The 19,101-nt window shown below is 64.8% G+C and carries 16 protein-coding genes; 12 read left to right on the top strand and 4 right to left on the bottom strand.

All coding sequences use genetic code 11. The features are described from left to right. Positions 1–21: 21 nt before the first annotated feature. From ACFVSJ_RS18415 to ACFVSJ_RS18365, 11 genes are read left to right on the top strand one after another with little or no spacing between them, the layout of a single operon-like run. Positions 22–1,131: a Gfo/Idh/MocA family protein gene (locus ACFVSJ_RS18415; protein ID WP_387438393.1), complete on the top strand. Its 1,110-nt coding sequence runs from the start codon at positions 22–24 to the stop codon at positions 1,129–1,131. Further along, on the top strand, positions 1,128–2,147 hold the full coding sequence (locus ACFVSJ_RS18410; protein ID WP_387438392.1) for an NAD-dependent epimerase/dehydratase family protein: 1,020 nt from the start codon (positions 1,128–1,130) through the stop codon (positions 2,145–2,147). The genes ACFVSJ_RS18415 and ACFVSJ_RS18410 overlap by 4 nt, the downstream gene beginning before the upstream one ends. After that, the gene (locus ACFVSJ_RS18405) at positions 2,144–3,310 is read left to right on the top strand and encodes a DegT/DnrJ/EryC1/StrS family aminotransferase (protein ID WP_387438391.1); all 1,167 of its coding nucleotides are present in this window, start codon (positions 2,144–2,146) and stop codon (positions 3,308–3,310) included. Before ACFVSJ_RS18410 ends, ACFVSJ_RS18405 begins: the two co-directional genes overlap by 4 nt. After that, complete coding sequence (locus ACFVSJ_RS18400) at positions 3,307–3,969, top strand: acetyltransferase (RefSeq protein ID WP_387438390.1); 663 nt, start codon at positions 3,307–3,309, stop codon at positions 3,967–3,969. The genes ACFVSJ_RS18405 and ACFVSJ_RS18400 overlap by 4 nt, the downstream gene beginning before the upstream one ends. After that, complete coding sequence (locus ACFVSJ_RS18395; RefSeq protein ID WP_387438389.1) at positions 3,966–5,432, top strand: oligosaccharide flippase family protein; 1,467 nt, start codon at positions 3,966–3,968, stop codon at positions 5,430–5,432. The genes ACFVSJ_RS18400 and ACFVSJ_RS18395 overlap by 4 nt, the downstream gene beginning before the upstream one ends. Next, positions 5,429–6,694, top strand: coding sequence for a glycosyltransferase family 4 protein (locus tag ACFVSJ_RS18390; protein ID WP_387438388.1), 1,266 nt, complete (start codon positions 5,429–5,431; stop codon positions 6,692–6,694). Before ACFVSJ_RS18395 ends, ACFVSJ_RS18390 begins: the two co-directional genes overlap by 4 nt. Further along, positions 6,691–7,854, top strand: a complete 1,164-nt coding sequence (locus ACFVSJ_RS18385; RefSeq protein WP_387438387.1) for a glycosyltransferase — start codon at positions 6,691–6,693, stop codon at positions 7,852–7,854. Before ACFVSJ_RS18390 ends, ACFVSJ_RS18385 begins: the two co-directional genes overlap by 4 nt. Beyond that, entirely contained in the window at positions 7,854–8,600 is a 747-nt protein-coding gene (locus ACFVSJ_RS18380) for a hypothetical protein (protein WP_387438386.1), read from the top strand. Before ACFVSJ_RS18385 ends, ACFVSJ_RS18380 begins: the two co-directional genes overlap by 1 nt. Before the next feature lie 2 nt (positions 8,601–8,602). Continuing rightward, entirely contained in the window at positions 8,603–9,292 is a 690-nt protein-coding gene (locus tag ACFVSJ_RS18375; RefSeq protein ID WP_387438385.1) for a hypothetical protein, read from the top strand. After that, positions 9,273–10,610 carry an O-antigen ligase family protein gene (locus ACFVSJ_RS18370; protein ID WP_387438384.1) on the top strand — a complete coding sequence of 446 codons (1,338 nt, stop codon included), beginning with the start codon at positions 9,273–9,275 and terminating at the stop codon, positions 10,608–10,610. Before ACFVSJ_RS18375 ends, ACFVSJ_RS18370 begins: the two co-directional genes overlap by 20 nt. A 23-nt stretch (positions 10,611–10,633) precedes the next feature. Further along, a complete protein-coding gene (locus tag ACFVSJ_RS18365; protein WP_387438383.1) occupies positions 10,634–11,941 on the top strand; it encodes a hypothetical protein in 1,308 nt (435 codons plus the stop codon). 1 nt (position 11,942) lies between these two features. Here ACFVSJ_RS18365 and ACFVSJ_RS18360 read toward each other — a convergent pair whose 3' ends face one another. From ACFVSJ_RS18360 to rfbB, 3 genes are all read right to left on the bottom strand, one after another. Continuing rightward, complete coding sequence (locus ACFVSJ_RS18360) at positions 11,943–14,627, bottom strand: WecB/TagA/CpsF family glycosyltransferase (protein WP_387438382.1); 2,685 nt, start codon at positions 14,625–14,627, stop codon at positions 11,943–11,945. Positions 14,628–14,821: 194 nt separating this feature from the next. After that, positions 14,822–16,231, bottom strand: coding sequence for a sugar nucleotide-binding protein (locus ACFVSJ_RS18355; RefSeq protein ID WP_387438381.1), 1,410 nt, complete (start codon positions 16,229–16,231; stop codon positions 14,822–14,824). Between the two features lie 3 nt (positions 16,232–16,234). Beyond that, on the bottom strand, positions 16,235–17,233 hold the full coding sequence (gene rfbB, locus ACFVSJ_RS18350) for a dTDP-glucose 4,6-dehydratase (RefSeq protein ID WP_387438380.1): 999 nt from the start codon (positions 17,231–17,233) through the stop codon (positions 16,235–16,237). 51 nt (positions 17,234–17,284) lie between these two features. Here rfbB and rfbA point away from each other — a divergent pair, with 51 nt between their 5' ends. Beyond that, positions 17,285–18,151, top strand: coding sequence for a glucose-1-phosphate thymidylyltransferase RfbA (rfbA, locus tag ACFVSJ_RS18345; protein ID WP_387438379.1), 867 nt, complete (start codon positions 17,285–17,287; stop codon positions 18,149–18,151). On the opposite strand, the gene ACFVSJ_RS18340 is transcribed toward rfbA, so the two are convergent. After that, a complete protein-coding gene (locus ACFVSJ_RS18340; RefSeq protein ID WP_387438378.1) occupies positions 18,148–19,074 on the bottom strand; it encodes an aldo/keto reductase in 927 nt (308 codons plus the stop codon). The genes rfbA and ACFVSJ_RS18340 overlap by 4 nt on opposite strands. Positions 19,075–19,101: the final 27 nt, after the last annotated feature.

The raw sequence follows: 19,101 nt of genomic DNA, 5'->3' as shown, positions 1-19,101 counted from the left end.
ATCACAGAATCCGAGTGGAAAATGAGCATAGGAACCATTCCATCAGGCCAACTGAATGGCCACGGGCTGCGGCCAAAACTGCGGATCGCCGTGGTGGGGGCGGGCTACTGGGGACCCAACCTCGCCCGGAACCTGAAAGCGAGCCCGGATTGGGAACTCGTGGCCATCTGCGACCTGGATGTCGAACGGGGCCTTCGCCTGGCCGAAACGGTGGGTGGGGTGGCCGTCGTCGAATCCCTCGATGAGCTGCTGGACACCTACAACCTCGACGCTGTCGCCGTGGCGACGCCGGCCCACACCCATCACGGCGTGGTGATGACGGCCCTGCGGGCAGGCAAGCACGTGCTGGTGGAGAAGCCGCTCGCGGACAGTCGGGCCAAAGGACTTGAGATGGTTGAAGAGGCCAAAGCCCGTGGTTTGGTCCTGATGGCGGACCACACCTACTGCTTTACGCCGGCTGTCCAGAAAATCCAGGAGCTGGTCAGCAGCGGCGCGCTGGGCGACATCCTGTACGTCGACTCCGTGCGCATCAATCTTGGCCTGGTCCAGCCGGACGTGAACGTGTTCTGGGACCTCGCCCCACACGATCTGTCCATCCTCGATTTCATCCTCCCCGGTGGACTGCACCCGACGGAGATCTCCGCGCACGGAGCAGATCCCCTGGGTACCGGGCGGGACTGCGTGGGCCACCTCACCTTCGGGTTGCCGAACGATGCCATGGTACACATCCACGTGAACTGGCTCAGTCCCACCAAGATCAGGCAAATGATCATCGGCGGTTCCAAGCGGACCCTGGTGTGGGACGACTTGAATCCCCAGCAGCGCCTGAGCGTCTACGACCGCGGCGTCAGCCTGGAACACCAGCCCCGCTCGGCCGCGGACAAGAAAGCGACCGCGATTTCCTACCGCCTCGGCGATACGTGGTCCCCGGCGCTGCAGGAGCGCGAGCCCCTGACGCAGGTAGTCGCCGAACTGGCCTCCTCCATCCGCAACCGTTCGACTCCCCGAACCAGCGGCGAGTCCGGCCTGCGCGTCCTTTCCGTCCTGGAAGCTGTCACGCAGAGCCTCGGCACCGATGGACAGTCCGCCGTTGTGGCCGGGAACGGAGCTTCCCTCCAGGTTGCGCAATGAACGCCCTCTTCGGCGCCACCGTGCTGGTCACCGGCGGTGCAGGCACCATCGGCTCCACCTTGGTGGACCAGTTGCTCGACGCCGGAGTGGCCCAGGTGGACATCCTGGACAATCTGGTCCGGGGCCGCAAAGCCAACCTGGACGATGCCATGGCATCCGGACGTGTCCGCCTGGTCGAAGGGGACATCCGCGAGCGCGACCTGGTCCACGACCTGACAGCAGGAAAGGACCTGGTCTTCCACCAGGCGGCAATCCGCATCACACAGTGCGCGGAGGAACCACGGCTCGCCCTGGAAGTACTGGTGGACGGTACGTTCAACGTTCTTGAAGCCGCGGTCGAGCACAACGTCACCAAGCTGATCGCGGCTTCCAGCGCCTCCGTGTACGGGATGGCCGAGGATTTCCCCACGACGGAACGGCACCACCACCACAACAACGACACGTTCTACGGCGCGGCCAAGTCGTTCAACGAAGGCATGGCCAGGAGCTTCAGGGCCATGTCCGGCCTGGATTACGTCCTGCTGCGGTACTTCAACGTCTACGGACCCCGCATGGACGTCCACGGCCTCTACACCGAAGTGCTGGTCCGGTGGATGGAAAGGATCGTCGATGGACTGCCTCCCCTGATCTTCGGCAGTGGCGAGCAGACCATGGACTTCGTGCACACGGCCGACGTCGCTCGGGCCAATGTCCTGGCTGCCGCAAGCACCGTGAACGAGGGCGTCTACAACGTAGCCAGCGGCAGTGAGACCAGCCTGGCTGAACTCGCACGCACCCTGCTGCACGTCATGAATTCGCCGTTGCACCTGGAACACGGACCGGAACGGGCAGTGAACGGCGTGGTCCGCCGCCTCGCTGACACCACCCTTGCCCGGCGGGACCTGGGTTTCGAAGCTGCCGTCGGGCTTGAGGACGGACTGCGGTCACTCGTCGATTGGTGGCGGCCCCTTCGGGAGGAAATCGCCGCCGCCAGGCTCGCCTCCCGGTCGGAATCACCGGCAGTAGGTGCACGATGACCACGTCGGAGACCTCACTGGCGCGCATCGACGTCATGAAACCGTGGCTTGGCGCCGAAGAGGCCCAGGCGGTCGCAGAGGTCATCGCATCCGGATGGGTAGCCCAAGGACCCAAGGTCCGCCAATTCGAGGAGGCGTTCGCGCGGGAGCAACAGACAGCCTATGCCGTTGCCGTCTCCAGTTGCACCTCGGCGCTGCACCTGGCCCTTGCCGTTGCCGGTGTTGGTCCGGGCGATGATGTGGTGGTTCCATCGTTGTCCTTCATCGCCACCGCCAACGCTCCATCGTACGTGGGCGCCCGGCCGGTGTTTGCCGACGTCGACCGGGTCACCGGGTGCGTGACGGCTGAAACCGTAGCTGCTGCACTCACGCCGCGGACCCGTGCCGTCATTGCAGTGGACCAAGGGGGAATCCCTGTGGACCTGGACCCCATTCGTGCTCTGTGTGACCCCCTGGGCATTGTTGTGGTCGAAGATGCGGCGTGCGCCATTGGATCGCGGTACCGAGGGCGGCCGGTGGGCTTCGGCGCCGAGGTGGCCGCGTGGTCTTTCCACCCCCGCAAGATCCTCACCACGGGGGAGGGCGGGATGCTCTCGACACCCAGGCAGGACTTTGGCGACCGTGCCCGCAGGCTCCGGGAACACGCGATGAGCGTCTCTGCCGCCGACCGGCATGCCAGCATCCTTGCTCCCGCGGAGGAGTACCTCGAGGTGGGGTTCAACTACCGCATGACCGACCTTCAGGCCGCCGTCGGACTCGTCCAACTGGGCCGGCTCGCCCAAGCCGTGCGCCGCCGTCGTGAACTTGCTGCCAATTACGCGGAGGCGTTCGCCGGCGTCGAAGGACTGCGGCTCGTTGACGATCCCGTGTACGGTGCGGGCAATTACCAGTCGTGCTGGTTGGAGATCGGCGACGCCTTCCCCCTGGACCGTGACCGGCTGATGATCCGCCTCGCCGAGGACGGAATCTCGGCCCGGCGCGGCATCATGGCCGCGCACCGCCAGCCGGCTTATGCGGCCAGGGACACCGGCCGTGCGGCGCTGGACGCCACCGAATGGCTCACGGACCACACACTGATCCTGCCCCTTTACCACCAGCTCACGTTGGCCGACCAGGTCCGCGTCATCGATTCAGTGCTTCGGGCGGCAGGGCGGGGACGATGAGCGAGCTGCTCCTGATCGCCGCGAGCGGCCTGGCCCGGGAGGTCCTGGCCATGGTCCGCAGCAGCGGGCCGTTCGACGTCATCGGCATTCTCGACGACGACGAGGACAAGCTCGGGCGCGTGGTGGATGGAGCCCACGTGCTTGGCCCCATCCGGGATGCCTTGAAGTTCCCGCATGCGATGCTGCTGGTCTGCATTGGCTCGGGCAGCGGAAGGGAAAGCGTGGTGATGAGGCTCCGGTCCCTCGGATTGGCAGAGGACCGGTATGCCACGGCCATCGACCCTTCGGTCCACGTCCCTGAAGGGTGCCGCATCGGCCCGGGCAGTATCATCCTTGCTCATGTGAGCATGACGGCTGCCGTGACGCTTGGCAGCCATGTGGTGGCCATGCCAGGGGTGACGTTTACGCACGATGATGTGGTCAGCGATTTCGCAACCTTTGCCGCTGGTGTCTCCTTGGGGGGCAGCGTCCACATTGGCAGGTCGGCGTACATCGGCATGAACGCGAGCGTCCGCGAGCGCCGTTCCGTCGGTGCGGGCGCGACGATCGGCATGGGGGCCGCGGTCCTGAGTGACGTCCCCGAGGACGAGACCTGGGCGGGTGTCCCTGCCCGGATCATCCGGCGCGGAAGCCTGCCCGCGTTGGAGGGGATCTTGTGACACTCCAGAAGCAAGTGGCGACCCGACGCCGGCCGACGCCTTCCCGGGCGTTCGTGCTGAGCGTCATCAATGCGTTCGTCACACGCCTGGGGACGATTGGGATTGGCATTGCCCTCGCCCGTTTGCTGGGACCGGAAGAGTTCGGCACGTATGCGGTGGCGTTCGTAGCGCTGATCGCCGTGCTGAGCTTCAACGAATTGGGGGTGAGCCTGGCCATTGTCCGGTGGCCGGGGGACCCGAAGCATATTGCCGCGACCGTAACCACGATTTCCACGGCCTGCAGCGTGCTTCTTTTCGCTGCATCGTACGCCGGAGCGCCCTTCTTTGCTGCCGCGATGGGCAACGAGGCCGCTACCGACGTTGTGAGGCTTCTGGCCACCTGCATCGTCTTCAACGGCCTCGTGGCGACCCCCGCGGCCCTCTTGCAGAGGAATTTCCGGCAAGGGCAGCGCATGGCCATCGACCAGGTGAACGTTTGGCTGGGGGCCGGTGTTTCGCTGGTGTTGGTTATCGCCGGCATGGGGGCCATGAGCCTTGCTGTCGGCAGGGTCGCGGCGAGCGTGGTGTCTGCCGTGCTTTTCGTGGTCTTTTCGCCACTGCCGTACAGGTTCGGCTTTTCCCTCACATTGGCCCGTCAACTGTTGTCCTTCGGGTTGCCGTTGGCCGGGGCGAGCCTTGTGGTGTTCAGCGTTGGCTACGTGGACCAGTTGCTGGCCGGCAAGATGCTCGGTCCTGTGACGCTTGGCCTCTACGTCATGGCGTTCAACATGGCCGGATGGCCCGCTGCGCTCCTGTCACAGCCATTGCGGAGCGTCGCCCCGGCCATGTTTGCCCGGCTGCAGGACAAACCGGAAGACATGCGCGCAGCGCTGCTGTCCTTGCTGGGTGCGCTATCAGCGGTGCTGCTTCCTGTGTGCGCCGTGATGATGGGCTGCGCCGTGGCCCTGGTGACGCTGGTGTACGGGGATGCATGGTCTTTGGCGGGCCTGGCCCTGGTGTGGCTCGCGCCATTGACGGCATTGCGCATCCTCCACGAACTGCTCTATGACTACCTGGTGGTCCTTGGCTTGTCGATGTCCATCTTCAGCGTGCAACTGGTTGCCTTGGTTGTCTTGGTTCCCGGACTTATCGCCGGGGCAGCACTCGGGGGTATGCCCGGGCTGGCCATGGCCCCGGTGGGGGTCGCGCTGCTGGTAACAACTCCCATGTACCTCAGGACGCTGCAACGGGCCAACGTTGGGCTGCGCGATGTCTTCGGTCGCGTGGCGGTACCACTGGCATCCGCGGCCGCAACCGGGTGTGCATCCTGGCTGGTGTCGCAGGCGCTGCACTCGCCGTTGCCAGCCGTTCTGGCCTCCACGGGCATCGGTCTTGTGGCAGTGGGCGCCACGCTCGCGCTGAGGCGGTCCGACGTCGCCGATATCCGGCGCTGGGGCCGCGGCCGCGAGGAGGTGGCCACGTGAAGATCGTTGTCTACCCGCATGACCTGGGCCTTGGCGGGAGCCAGTTGAACGCCATCGAGTTGGGTGCTGCCGTCCAAAGCCTGGGACACGAAGTGATTCTCTTCGGCCAACCGGGCCCGTTGACGCGCAGGGCCCTGGAACTTGGCCTCGAGTATGTCGAAGCGCCGATTCCAGGGAAGCGTCCCTCACCGGCAGTGATCCGCGCGTTGGTACGCCTGGTCCGCGAGCGCGGCGTGGACATCATCCATGGCTACGAGTGGCCCCCGGCGTTGGAATGCCTCGTCGCCAGCAAGGTGGCACGTGGTTCCGACGCCGTGGCGACGGTCATGTCCATGGCCGTGGCACCCTTTATTCCGCATTCCATGCCCCTCATGGTGGGAACTGAACAAATCCGCCGCTGCGAGGAGAAGGCCGGGCGGACCATGGTCCACCTGATGGAACCTCCCGTCGACACCGCTGCCAACAGTCCGGACGCAGGATCCGATGCGCTCGGTTTCAGGGAACAGTGGGGCCTCGCGCCGGGTGCCATGGATATTGTGTGTGTTTCGCGGCTGTCCCATGAGCTGAAGCTGGAGGGGATTCTGGCGGCGCTGGATGCCGTGAAGTCCTTGACCAGCGAAAAGGCCGTGCGCTTGGTGATTGTGGGATCCGGTCCCGCCGAGGCAATAATCCGTGAACGCGCGCGGCGCACCAATGCCGAAGCAGGACGGACCGTGGTGGTCCTGACGGGAGAACTTGAGGATCCCCGGCCTGCGTATGCCGCGGCCGACGTCGTTTTGGGCATGGGGGGCTCCGCCTTGCGGGGGATGTCCTTTGCCAAGCCGTTGGTGGTCCAGGGTGAACGCGGCTTCTGGGAGCTTCTGACCCCGGAATCGCTTCCGACGTTCCTGTGGCAGGGCTGGTACGGCTCAGGGTCCGGCAAAGCGGGCGGAAGCAGCGCGCTCGCGACCATCCTGGCGCGCCTCCTGCACGACCAGGCTTTGCGGGAAGCGCTCGGGGCCTTCGGCCGGCGCTTGGTTGTGGACCGGTTCTCCTTGGCAGTGTCAGCGCAACGTCAACTGGACCTGTACAAGAAAGTCGCAGCCTCCAGGAAACGGCAGGTCCCGCTCGCACCGGCTGAAGCCTTCGCGCTGGCGCGCTACTCCGCTTACGTTGCCCGCCGGCGATGGCTGAGGATCCGCGGCAAGGCAGCCCTGGATGATTTCAATGCCCGCCCTGTCGCGTCGTTGCCGGCTCCGGTCCCTGCGGAGGTGCGGCCGTGAAACGGACCATCATGTACATCTCGGGAGGACGCTGGGACGGCGTTCAGGGCACGGACCGGCTGTTGGCCGAGGCGCTGTCCTCCACGATGGACGTCTTGTGGGTGGACCAGCCTGTCTCCATCCACCGGCACGCTGACGTCCGGCGCGACGCGTTGCGGAGCCTCAACGGGTTCCCCGAAGCCGTTTCGCCGTCGATCAGCAGGCTCCGGCTTCCTGCGCTTCCTGGCTTCAGCCGCCCTCTGGTCCGGCGCACCACGGAATCGCTGGCAAGGAAAGCAGTCGCGTCCGCCGCGCAGAAGGTGCGCGTTGCCGCCGTCGTCAATGCATCGCCGGTGGTGCCGTTCCCTCCAAGCGTCAGGGCTCCCCGGCTGCTTCATCTCACCGACGATTGGTTGGCGGCTTCGGACCTCCTTGGTTTGTCACGTCGCCACGTGGAACGCGTGCTGGAAGTGAACTGCGCGCTGGCAGACGTGATCACCGCAGTCTCGCCGGGCCTGGCGCAAAAGATGACGGCGCTCGCGGGGCGCACGGTGGAGGTTCTGCCCAATGGCTGCAGGACCCCGCGGCCGGTGCACCCGGCTCTTGCGGTGCACCACGTTGCCGCACTGGTGGGGCAGCTGAATGAACGGCTTGACACGGATATCCTCGCTGGACTGGGCAACTCGGGAGTGCCCCTGGTGGTAGTCGGGCCCCGTGCCGAGCGCGATCCGGCAATGACCCGCTTCCTGGACGGATTCCTGGCACTGCCGTCGGTTGATTGGCGCGGCGAAGTGGCACCCGGCGAAGTGGCCCGCATCCTCCAAACAGTTGCTGTGGGCCTGACCCCGTACCGCGTTTCGGAGTTCAACACGTCAAGTTTTCCCTTGAAGACCCTCGAGTATCTCTCCTCCGGCCTTCCGGTGGTAGCGACGGACCTTCCCGCCACACGCTGGGTAGGGGGTCCGTTCGTTTCAATCGCCGGGACACCAGGGGAGTTCGTGGATCTTGTGCGTTCCATGATCGCGCACCCGCCCGGCCCTGGGCGGCGGCTGGCGATCCAGGATTCGGCCTTTGCGCACACGTGGAATGTCAGGGCAGAACAACTGCTTTCCCTTGTGGGCGAGCAGCAAACCACGGAGCCGGGCAGCACAAGCGGTCCCCGTCATGTTGGGAGCAAATGATGCAATTTCGTACCGTCTTAGCGAGCGTTGTCCGGCGGTGGTATGTGCTCGTTGCGGGCATCCTGGTCACGGGCCTGCTGTGCGCGGCCATCCAAATGAACGCCCCGGACAAGTTCAAAGCCCAGGCCAGCCTTGTCCTGATGCCCTCAAGCCAAAGCATCGGTGCGGCGGGAAACCCCTACCTGTACCTGGGAGGCATGAGCGAGGCCCTGGACATCCTGATCCGCAAGCTGTCCTCCCAACCGGTCAGGGAAAGGGTCCTGGCGAATTTCGGCACGGCCACCTACACGGCAGAGCCGGACCGCGGTACCAATGGTGCCATCCTGGTCATCACGGCGAACGCGGACTCGCCCGAACAGACCATGTCCCTGCTCAAGGCCGTCATGGAAGAGACCCCACGGTCCCTCAACGAAATGCAGGAAGCCCTGAACGTGGCCGTCCCGGCACGGATCACCACCATGAACCTGCTGGTGGACCGCCAGGCGGTACCGGAAGTCAAAGCCCGCACGCAGCTCGTCCTCGTGGCCGGCGCAGGCGGCGTAGCCATGACCCTCGTGATTGCTGTCCTCCTCGATGGACTGCTCCTCACCCGGCAGCGCCGCAAGCAGGCGGCGGAACAGGAAATCACGGTGGACCAATTGGCCGCCGCGCCGCCCCGGTCCCGCAACCGGCACACGTCCAAGAGCCGGGCGGCCACTGAAGCTGAAAGCGACGGTGTCCTGCCCCTGTCCTCCGGACCAAGTTAGCCATGACTGCGGCTACTTTCCTCGGGATCCTCCTGCGCCGCTGGTACGTGGTGGCCATAGGCCTGGTTCTTGGCCTGGCTGCGCTGGGTGCCATCAGGTCTTCCGAGCCCGTCTTCTGGACCGAGGCAGACGTCACGTTCCTGGCCCCCGAACGGGAACCTGCCTACTGGATCTCAGGAGGCAGCGCCATGACGTTGGTGGAGTTCGCAGACATGGTCAAGCGCCGCGTCAACCAGGAGACGCCTGCGGTGGACCTGGTGCTGACGAGCGGAACCCTCTATGGCGCAGGGGTCCAGCAGGGCTTCTCCGTCACGCTGCCCAACAATGGCGGCCAGTGGAACAAGACCTTCAGCCAACCGGTCCTCAAAGTGCAGGTTGTCGATTCGAGCGCGGAGAAGGTGAACGAAGTGCTGGCCAACATCCTGGACCGGATCAACAATGCCACGGTCCAGCTCCAGGCCGAGGCTGCGGTCAGGGGAGACTTGATTTCCACCCAGACCACACCATCCAAGTCCGAGGTGGTGTTCGGAGGCGGGACCCCGGTTACCCGGCTCAAAGGTGCCGCGGTGCTGGAAGCGCTCTGCCTGTCGGTCACATCGGTGGCCACGATCTACGTAGACCGCTGGATGGTCCGCCGCCGCCGGCTGCGGACCCAACCGAGGGAGGTATCCGGTGAAAAGTCCCGGGTCTGAGAGGAACAAACTGGTTCCGGCCCCCACGCCCCTCGAACCGGCCGAGCGCAGGGACGTCTCATCGTTCGTCATCGTCTACCTGCTCCTCGCCTGCGCCATACCGTCCAATCTGACCCTTACTGCCCTGGGGTCGGTGGGCAGGCCGAGCACCCTCTGTGGACTCCTCGCCTTCGCCTGGTGGCTGCTGTACCAATTACAGCGCACCACTCCAAGCCGCGCAGGAACGCAAATGGTCCGCAACGCCATGGCGGTCTTCCTCGCCATAGCATTGGCCAGTTACGCGCTGGCCATGCTCCACGGCGTCCCTGAACCCGAGGCCAGCCCCGCGGACAGCGGCATTATCCGCCTCACGAGTTGGGCCGGCATCTTCCTGCTGATCAACGACGGCCTGGCCAGCCGGCGGACCCTCATGAAGGTCCTGCGTGCACTTGTCCTGGTTGGAACGGGAACAGCGCTCCTGGGACTCCTTCAGTTCGCCACCGGCCAATCGTTGGTGGACTGGATCAGCTTCCCCGGATTCAGCGCCGCCTCCGAACTCTCCGGCGTCCAGTCCAGGGGCGGATTCGTTCGGGCGGCCGGGATGGCAAGCCACCCCCTGGAATACGGCGTCGTCCTTGTCGCCTCCCTCCCCGTCGCGATCGCCTTCGCCGTGACCGACAGGCACCGGGGGTGGCTCCTGAGATGGCTGCCGGCCGCGATCATCTCAGCCGCCGCCGTCCTCTCCGTCTCCAGGTCGGCCCTCACAGCCTTCGCCATCGCCGTGGTCGCACTGGTTCCGTCCTGGCCCAGGAAGATACGACGCCGGGCAGTGCTCCTGGCCGTCGTCCTGGCCGGCGCCATGTACGTACTCACTCCCGGGATGCTGGGGACCCTTCGTGGACTCTTCACCGTAGGCACGGCCGACCCAAGCATCAGTTCCCGCACCAGCGCCTACGGCACTGCTTTCGGAATGCTGGCCAACGACCCGATCGTCGGCCGCGGCTTCGGCACCTTCCTTCCCGACTATGTGATCGTGGACAACCAATACCTGGGCACGCTCGTGGAACTTGGCGTCCTGGGCCTGACCGCCTTCGTGGGCCTGATCGCCTGCGCGATCGTGGCCGCCTGGCGGGCCAGGAAGCTCGCCACCGATGCCTCAGCCCAGCAGCTCTCCCAAGCCGTCCTCGCCTCCGTGGCGGCGATCGCCGCGACCTTCGCCTTCTTCGATGGGCTGTCCTTCAGCATGTCCGCCAGCGTCCTCTTCTTCATGCTTGGAATCTCGGGAGCGCTGTGGCGGCTGGCCCGCACCGATGCTGCCCTTGAACCCACACCCCACTAGTCAATGGGAACTCGGGGAAACCAATGAAGGGCAGGTCCGCGGCAACACTCGGAGGCTTGGCCCTGTTGTGCTTCATCACGGCGGCAACCGTCAGCGGGGGAGCGCCCCTCCCGTACGCAGCCACATCGCCGGAGCCCACCCACCCGGCCGGCACCGCCCTGCGCATGATCGACGGCGGTCCGGACTTCTACGGACAATTCACCAACCCGCTACCCACCGAGCCGAACTACTTCCCCGTTGGTGTGTGGTTCGAAAGTGCGCTGGAAAAGGACTACCTGGCCAAGGACCTGGCCGCGGGAATCAACACCTACGTCGTGCTCACACCGGACTCCGACATGGAGCTCATCAAGTCCTCGGGAATGTACGCCATCCCCACCTACCCGGCCGGTAGCGCCTCCGGATTTGCCCTCGGCGACGAGGTGGACATGTGGGCCGGAGGAGGCGACGCCCCCTGGAGCGGCAAATACCCTGGTGAAGGGCCTATCTGCGTTCCCGAACAAGCCAAATGCGGCTACACAGTCCAAAGCCAACTGCGGGCCGCCGCGCCACAAGGCGCCATGATCTACGCCAACTACGGCAAGGGCGTCACGTTCTGGCTGTCCGACGAACAATCCCAAACTTTCATCCAGGGATTCCAGGACCTCGTCTCCGCAGACAACTACTGGTTTACCGACCCCAACATCTGCGCCAAAACGGAAGGCGGCGCCATCAACGGCTATCTCCGGGACCTGAGTACCGATGAATGCCGCCTCGCCGCCAACTACGGCTGGACAGTGGACCGCATCCGCAAACTCACGGGTGGCAACAAACCCGTATGGGCCTTCGTCGAAGTCGGACACCCTTTCGAGGATTCACCCGCCGCTGCCACCATCACCGGTCCGCAGATCCGCGCAGCCGTATGGAGCAGCCTCATCCATGGTGCCCGCGGAATCGTCTACTTCAACCACAGCTTCGGCGGGGACTGCGTCACCCAGCACGTGCTCCGCGACTGCCCAGGCGACGTCCGGCCCGCCGTCACCGCCGTCAACCAACAAATCAAGCAACTCGCCCCGATGCTCAACGCCCCGTTCCTCGACGGCGCCGTGACCACAACCGGCCCCGTGGATGTGGCAGCCAAGCTGTACGGCGGAAAGGTCCATCTCCTGACCGGTGCCAACACCGGAAACGGGGGACAGGCGATCTTTCGCCTCGCCTGCGGCGGCCGCACCGCCGTCGTGATCGATGAAAACCGGACCATCCCCGTCACGGACGGAACTTTCACGGACAACTTCGCCGACGGCAACACCATCCACCTGTACCGCATCGAGGGCGGCTCCAGCTGCGGCTACTGAGCTAGCGGCTGCTGTTGTCCCTTTCCCAAGCAACGGCCGGGCGCACCGCACGACGGCGGCCCGCACCTGCGAAGGCGGCGTATACCAACGCGTCAAACGCCGACAGGGGACCCTGGACCGAATCCAGCAGCTGGCGCACCGTCCTGGAGGTCGTAGCCGAACCGGACTCCTCGTCCTGCTGGGCGTTACCCCGATAGGTACGGCGGAGTACGGACATCAGGGCAGACAGGGAACGGGGTGTCCGAACCACCACCGGTTCAGTGTCCAGGACTGCCTTCTCATCTGCCGCGAACAGCCCATCAACGTAGTAGTCGTCGCCTGTCAGGGGTGGAAACGTCCCCAGCCGGGCGTGTCCGGGCTTGCTCAGCGCATACGCCCCCGCACCCCACAAGCCCTGCGAGTTTCCGGGAATCCTTGCCCTGGCCCTGTAGTAGGCGCGGACAAGGAACGACGCTCCCACGGTGTCATAGCGGTAGGCAGGACGACCGGCAAGGAGGTGACCGTCCGTGAGGGCTGCGAACACGGCAGCCAGGGCCTCCGCCGTCACCTCAATGTCAGCATCCAGATACAGCCGGGGCCACAGGTGGGCGGCCTCATCGGCGGCGTTCAAGGCTGCCACCTTCGATGCCGCCTCCACCTGGAGGACGCGCACGCCGTCATAGGCAGCGGCGATGGACTCCGTCCCGTCCGAACACCCATTGCAGGCAACTATCACCTCCACCGTGCCCCAACCCAGTACCTCCCGCAACGAATCCAGGGTTCGCCCAATCACTGCAGCTTCGTTGTGCGCGGGAATAATCACCGCACCCACAGGATGAAATTCCGCAGCGGACACCGGGTAGGTCCCGGCGTGGGGCAACGACGCCCACCGCTTCCGGCTCAGCAACGCGACAGCTGCCTCCCGATGCCCCCGCTTCCCCAGTCGCACAAGCTCCGATCCCAGGACCGCCAGCCGGAAAGCCCCCGAACGCGCCCGGCCAAGATGCTTCTCCGCATACCGCACACGATTGACCGACATCAAAGCCGACAACTGGGCAGACGATCCCGACCCACCACGCTCATGCCACATCTTGGCCGACGGCTCAAACCATATGGAAAAGCCCAAGCCCCGCATACGCCGGCAAAAGTCCGTTTCCTCCGAATACAGGAAGAACTGCTCATCCCAGTCACCCACAGCCTCCGCCACGCGGGAATCAACCAACAGGGCAGCCCCGGTTGCCCACTCCACGGTGTGCGCGTACTTGTAGCCCTCCCCGTCAAAGTCCATCTCGGACAACCACCCAGGCCGACTGGGCAGCCGGCTCCCCATGGCCGCGTCGCCCAGCGCTCGCAGGACACTTGGTTCGCGCCGCAAGGACGGGTAGACGCTGCCGTCGTCGTCCAGGAGGACCGGCACCACTGCTCCAGCGCCTGAAGCCTGCATGCGGCGCCGCATGGCGGCAAGGGCACCCCTCTCCACCCGCAGGTCGGGGTTCAGGATCAGGAGGGCATCCGCAGGGCCGGCGGCGCGGATTCCTACATTGATTCCGCCGGCGTATCCCAAATTTCCGCCCGTCCGCCTGGCAATCACATCGGGATGGGCTGAAAGGGCTGCCATGGTGTGGCCATTGGGTGAATTGTCAGCCACCACCACCTTGATTGTTTGTTCCGCTGTTTCGGCCCTGAGGCTTTCGATGAGCGGGCCAATATCATCGGCGTTGTCGTAGGTCACCACGACGACGGCCAGATCGGCATCGTTCTCGACCGAAGCGAAGGTACCCTGCGCGCTGCCGGCGGCATGCCCCTGAATACCCACGGGGGGAGCGAAGCTCCGAAAATTGACGCGTGGTGCTGCAGGGCCGCTGTCCCGCCGAAGGTGGACGTAAGCCTCGGGTCCATCCACAAGGTAGCGGTGGGCGAGCCGGCGTGGCTCAAGCATCAGGCGCCACGCCCATTCAAGGCCGTGCCCGGCCACCCAGGCTGGGGCCCGCTTGATGTGTCCGGCCAGGAAATCCACCACGGCGCCGAACGCCAGCAAAACCTTCGCGCCGGTCAAGTGGCCGTACTCCGTGATCCACAGTTCCTGGCGAGGCTTGCCCAATCCCACGACGAGGATGTCTGTGTTGCTGGCCGACATCTCCCCGGCCAGCCGCCTTGATGCCGCTGGATCACTGATTGCCGACCGATCGGGCGACCACCAGCCTGCGATTGCCAGCCCCGGACGCTCCAAGGCGAACCGGTCACGGATCAACTGCTGGGCATGCCCGGAGCCGCCAAGGAAGCCGACTCTTAATCCCCGCGCCTCGGCTTCATCGAGGATCGGTTCCACAAGATCGCTTCCCGCCAGCCGCGGCCACGGCCTGCCCGTCAGGCGTCCGGCCTCCGCGGCGAGGGGAGAACCATCAATCAGGGTCAGCCATTCAACTGAAGGGCCGTCCATTGTTCCTGCCCAGCGGCCCCCCGTCCCAAAGTGTCGGATATGGTCCAGATTCGCCGAGCAAACGCCCAGCGGTGGTGTTCCCTGCCGCGCGGCACGGTCCGTGATGAAGCGAACGGCCTCAGGAAACTCCATCAGTTGAACTTCAGTGCCGCCGAGATTGAGCTGCTTGATCTGCGCAGCACTTGCCGCTGCCGGCTTGTGGGAACCCAGCCTTCCGGCAAGGTCGTGGAAAAGGCCCCCGACGGGAAAGGTCTTTGGCTGCAGCATTATCGGCTCTCCAGACTCAAGGTCTCGCTCGGGACCAACTCAAGGCACAGACTATCGACCGGCGATCCCAGGCCGCTGCACTGCCTTGGATCGCCGCGGGAAGCGGGTGCTGCCCTGTGTTATTTGAGTTGTCTCCCGGCCCCGTCTGTTCGAGGTTGCCGTAGGGCCACTGTAGGACGTTTTGTCCGGCGCCGCTAGGGCTCGCGGCCCTGCAGGTATTCCTTGAGCCGGACGTCGGCTGATGGCGGCAGGAATCCTGTTGCTTTGATCTTTCCCAGGTCAAGCACGCTGCTCCGTGGGCGGGGCGAGCTTCCGGGTTTGGCATAGTCGGCGGTACTCGCCGATGCCACCTGGCCAGGATCCGCGCCCCTCAGCCGGTAGACGTCCCGGGCAATGTCCGCCCAGGACTGCACCGGGCCGTCGTTGCTGACGTTGTAGGTTCCGTAGGGGGCGCTGGTGCCGAGCAAGTGCTTGATCGCCGCTGCGATGTCCCCGGCGAAGCTCAGCCGCCCCCACTGGTCGTCCACCACAGAAGGTGCCGCCCCGCGGGCGGCGAGGGACGCCATGGTGCGCACGAAGTTCTTTCCATCACCCACAACCCAACTGCTTCGGATGATGTAGTGCTTCGGCACCACGGCCACCGCCGCGTCGCCTGCTGCTTTGCTTTGCCCGTAGACGCCCAGGGGACTGGGCTGCTCCATTTCGCTGTGGACCTCGGCGGTGCCGTCGAACACGTAGTCGCTGGAGACATGCACCAGCGTGAGTGAATGTTCGACGGCGGTCCTCGCCAAGCGCGACACCGCTGCTGAGTTGACGGTCCAGGCCGCGACGCGGCCCTCGGGGGTCTCCGCGGCATCCACAGCCGTGAACGCCGCTGCGTTGATGACCGTGGAGTACCTTCGCCAATCGGTCCTCTCAAAAGAGCGGCGGTCCGTGAGGTCAAAGCCCGCACGGTCGAAGAAGTCCACGGTTTCCCCGCCCGCGAAAAGCCGCCGCAGGGCCGAGCCGAGTTGGCCGTTGGCGCCGAGCACCAGGGTCCTGCGCTCCTTCATCGGTGTCACCGCCGCCAGGGGTGGATGCTGCTGGTCCTGGGGAGACATGGTGGCTTCGGCCAGGTGGATCGGCCACGGAATAGCCGCGGTGGCATCGGCGAGATTCAGGAACGTGTATTCGGCCTGCGCTTCCGCGCTCCAATGGTCGTTGACCAAATAGGTATACGCCGTGTTGTCCTCGAGGGTCTGGAAGGCATTGCCCACTCCCCGGGGGACGAAAACGGCCTGGCCGGGCGTCATCTCGGCGTAGAACACCGTACCGAACTGGGGGCCATCCCTAAGGTCCACCCACGCTCCGAAGATCTTGCCGGCAGCAACGGAGATGAATTTGTCCCACGGTTCGGCATGGATGCCGCGTGTGGTGCCGCGCCTGGCATTGAAGGAAATGTTGTTCTGGACGGGCCCGAAATCCGGCAGGCCGAGGGCGCCCATCGTGCTGCGGTTCCAATTCTCCTTGAACCAGCCCCGTCCGTCTGCGTGCACCGGCAGGTCGAAGAGCAGCAAACCGCCGATCGGTGTGGACCGGGACGTCAGCTCTGTGGGGGTCCCCATCGGCTAGTGTCCTTGCCCGGCGTACTTCACTTCGGTCTCGGCCTTTTGCGGCCGCCACCAGTCCTCATTCTCCTGGTACCACCGCACCGTCGCCGCCAGCCCCGCGTCGAAATCTTCGAATAGTGGCCGCCACCCGAGTTCGCGGCGCAACTTGGTGGAGTCGATGGCGTAGCGCAGGTCATGGCCCGGGCGGTCGGTCACGAGGTCATAGGCATGCGTTGCTCGACCCATGGTGTGGAGCAACTTTTCCACCACGGTGCGGTTGGACTGCTCCCCGTCCGCGCCGATCAAGTAGGTTTCTCCAATGCGGCCGCGCTCCAGAATGGCCGCCACTGCGGAGGAATGGTCCTCCACGTGGATCCAGTCACGCACGTTCAAGCCGTTTCCATAGAGACGTGGCCGGTGGCCGTCCAAGATGTTGGTGATCTGGCGCGGGATGAACTTCTCCACATGCTGGTACGGGCCGTAATTGTTCGAGCAATTGCTGATGGTGGCCCGCAACCCGAAAGAGCGGACCCAAGCCCGCACCAACAAATCCGAACCGGCTTTCGTCGCTGAATACGGACTCGTCGGCCGGTACACGGAATCCTCGGTGAATCGGGTGGGTTCATCCAGGGCGAGGTCTCCATAAACTTCATCGGTGGAGATGTGGTGGAAGCGGGTCCCGTGTTTGCGGGCCGCCTCTATGAGGGTGTAGGTGCCCAAGAGGTTGGTGTCCACGAAAGGCCGTGGGTCCTGCAGGGAATTGTCGTTGTGGGATTCCGCGGCGAAATGCACCACGGCATCCACATCGGCCGTCAGACGGTCCACCAACACGGCATCACAAATATCCCCGCGGATGAACTCGAATCTTTCCGGTGGCAGGCCGGACAGTGATTCCTGGTTGCCCGCATACGTCAATTTGTCCAGCACAGTGACATGGAAGCTGGCGTGCTCCATGATGTAGTGGACAAAGTTGCATCCGATGAATCCGGCCCCGCCGGTGACAAGGATTCTCTGCATGGCGATAGCGTAGCCGCCAGCACCGGCGACGGGCAGGGGAGAGGACGGCAAATGCGCGGAATAATTTTGGCAGGTGGAACGGGCTCGCGGCTTCATCCAATAACGCTCGGAATCAGCAAACAATTGGTTCCGGTGTTCGATAAGCCTATGATCTATTACCCGCTGTGCACCCTCATGCTGGCGGGGATCAGGGACGTCCTGGTGATCACCACCCCCCAGGACGCTCCGCAATTCGAGAATCTTCTCGGCGACGGGTCGCAATTCGGGATTTCCCTGACCTACGCCCGGCAGCCGACTCCCGACGGCCTTGCCCAGGCGTTCATCCTGGGTGAGGAACACATCGGGGGTGGCAAGGTGGCACTTATCCTCGGTGACAACATCTTCAACGGTCCCGGCATGGGTGCCCAGCTCCGGCATTACAACGACGTCGACGGCGGAGCCATCTTCGGCTATTGGGTCAAGGACCCCAGTGCTTACGGCGTGGTGGAGTTCGACGACGACGGCCTCGCCATCTCGATCGAGGAAAAGCCCGCCGTGCCCAAAAGCAACTACGCGGTGCCGGGTCTCTACTTCTACGACAACGATGTTGTTCCGATGGCCAAGGACCTGGAGCCCTCACCCCGTGGCGAATTGGAGATTACGGACATCAACAGGAGGTACATGGAGCTCGGCAAACTCCACGTGCAGAAGTTTCCCCGTGGAACGGCTTGGCTCGATACGGGCACCTTCGGAGACCTGAATGACGCTTCCAACTACGTCCGGACCACGGAGAACCGGCAGGGCCTGAAAATCGGCGCTCCTGAGGAGGTGGCTTGGCGGATGGGCTACCTCAGCGACGAGGAGCTGCGACGGCAGGCGGCCAAACTGGCCAAGAGCGGTTACGGAAGCTATCTGCTGGACATCCTGGACAGGCGCTAGGAAACGTCTTCCAAGGCACGGGAAATCTCGGTGGGCAGGACGCCCAGTTGTGCGTCCAGGAGTTCCTTGAGCTGAACGGCATTCCGTGGACCGACGATTGCCGTGGAGACACCCGGCCGGGACAACAGCCAGCTCAGCGAGACATCCAGCGGCGAGCGTCCCAGTCCCCGGGCAGCCATGGCCGCGGCTTCCACCACCCGCGACGCCTGGGGGTCGAGGTACCGTTCCACGTACGCGGTCAGCCGTCCCTGGGCGGCTCGTGAATCGGTGGGGATCTGCCCGCGGTACTTGCCGCTCAGCACCCCGCGGCCCAGCGGAGCCCATGCCATCAGTCCCAGGCCGGCGTCTTCAATGGCCGGAACGAGTTCTTCCTCCGGTCGGCGCTGGAGCAGCGAGTATTCGGACTGGTTGGCCACCAAAGTGAAGCCGGCAATCGCGGCGGCCTTGGCGGTTTGCCAGCCGTTGTAGTTGGAAATTCCCACATAGCGGGCACGCCCGGTGCGTTGGGCCAGTTCCAACGCGGACAGGGTCTCTTCAAGGGGCACATTCGGATCCCACTCGTGGGCGAACCAAATGTCGATGTAGTCGGTGCCCAGCCGCGCCAGGCTGGCGTCCAGGGCGGCGAGCATGGCGCCGCGTGAAGCGTTGATGCTGCGACGCGACTCGGAAGAGGACACTCCGGCTTTCGTGGAGATGACCACCTCTGAACGGGCAACAACATCTCCCAGCATCGAGCCGAGCATCGCCTCGGCCTGGCCCTGGGCGTAAGAGGCGGCAGTGTCAATGACGGTGCCCCCGCCGTCCACGAATGCGTGCAGGAGGGCGGCGGCTTCCTGTTCGTCAGTCTCCTGCGCCCACGACATGGTTCCGAGCGACAAAGATGAAACCCGGAACCCGCTGTTTCCGACATAACGCTGCTGCATGCTGATAGCTTACGGGGAGTTCCCATA

The organism is Paenarthrobacter sp. NPDC058040, from assembly GCF_042885775.1.
Lineage (GTDB): Bacteria > Actinomycetota > Actinomycetes > Actinomycetales > Micrococcaceae > Arthrobacter.
This window is presented reverse-complemented; position numbering and strand designations above follow the sequence as displayed.

What these genes read in the sequence shown, in the direction of transcription:
- ACFVSJ_RS18415 (WP_387438393.1), top strand. Translation starts at nt 22, where the DNA reads ATGAGCATAGGAACCATTCCATCAGGCCAACTGAATGGCCACGGGCTG.
- ACFVSJ_RS18410 (WP_387438392.1), top strand. Translation starts at nt 1,128, where the DNA reads ATGAACGCCCTCTTCGGCGCCACCGTGCTGGTCACCGGCGGTGCAGGC.
- ACFVSJ_RS18405 (WP_387438391.1), top strand. Translation starts at nt 2,144, where the DNA reads ATGACCACGTCGGAGACCTCACTGGCGCGCATCGACGTCATGAAACCG.
- ACFVSJ_RS18400 (WP_387438390.1), top strand. Translation starts at nt 3,307, where the DNA reads ATGAGCGAGCTGCTCCTGATCGCCGCGAGCGGCCTGGCCCGGGAGGTC.
- ACFVSJ_RS18380 (WP_387438386.1), top strand. Translation starts at nt 7,854, where the DNA reads ATGCAATTTCGTACCGTCTTAGCGAGCGTTGTCCGGCGGTGGTATGTG.
- ACFVSJ_RS18375 (WP_387438385.1), top strand. Translation starts at nt 8,603, where the DNA reads ATGACTGCGGCTACTTTCCTCGGGATCCTCCTGCGCCGCTGGTACGTG.
- ACFVSJ_RS18365 (WP_387438383.1), top strand. Translation starts at nt 10,634, where the DNA reads ATGAAGGGCAGGTCCGCGGCAACACTCGGAGGCTTGGCCCTGTTGTGC.
- ACFVSJ_RS18360 (WP_387438382.1), bottom strand. Translation starts at nt 14,627, where the DNA reads ATGCTGCAGCCAAAGACCTTTCCCGTCGGGGGCCTTTTCCACGACCTT.
- ACFVSJ_RS18355 (WP_387438381.1), bottom strand. Translation starts at nt 16,231, where the DNA reads ATGGGGACCCCCACAGAGCTGACGTCCCGGTCCACACCGATCGGCGGT.
- rfbB (WP_387438380.1), bottom strand. Translation starts at nt 17,233, where the DNA reads ATGCAGAGAATCCTTGTCACCGGCGGGGCCGGATTCATCGGATGCAAC.
- rfbA (WP_387438379.1), top strand. Translation starts at nt 17,285, where the DNA reads ATGCGCGGAATAATTTTGGCAGGTGGAACGGGCTCGCGGCTTCATCCA.
- ACFVSJ_RS18340 (WP_387438378.1), bottom strand. Translation starts at nt 19,074, where the DNA reads ATGCAGCAGCGTTATGTCGGAAACAGCGGGTTCCGGGTTTCATCTTTG.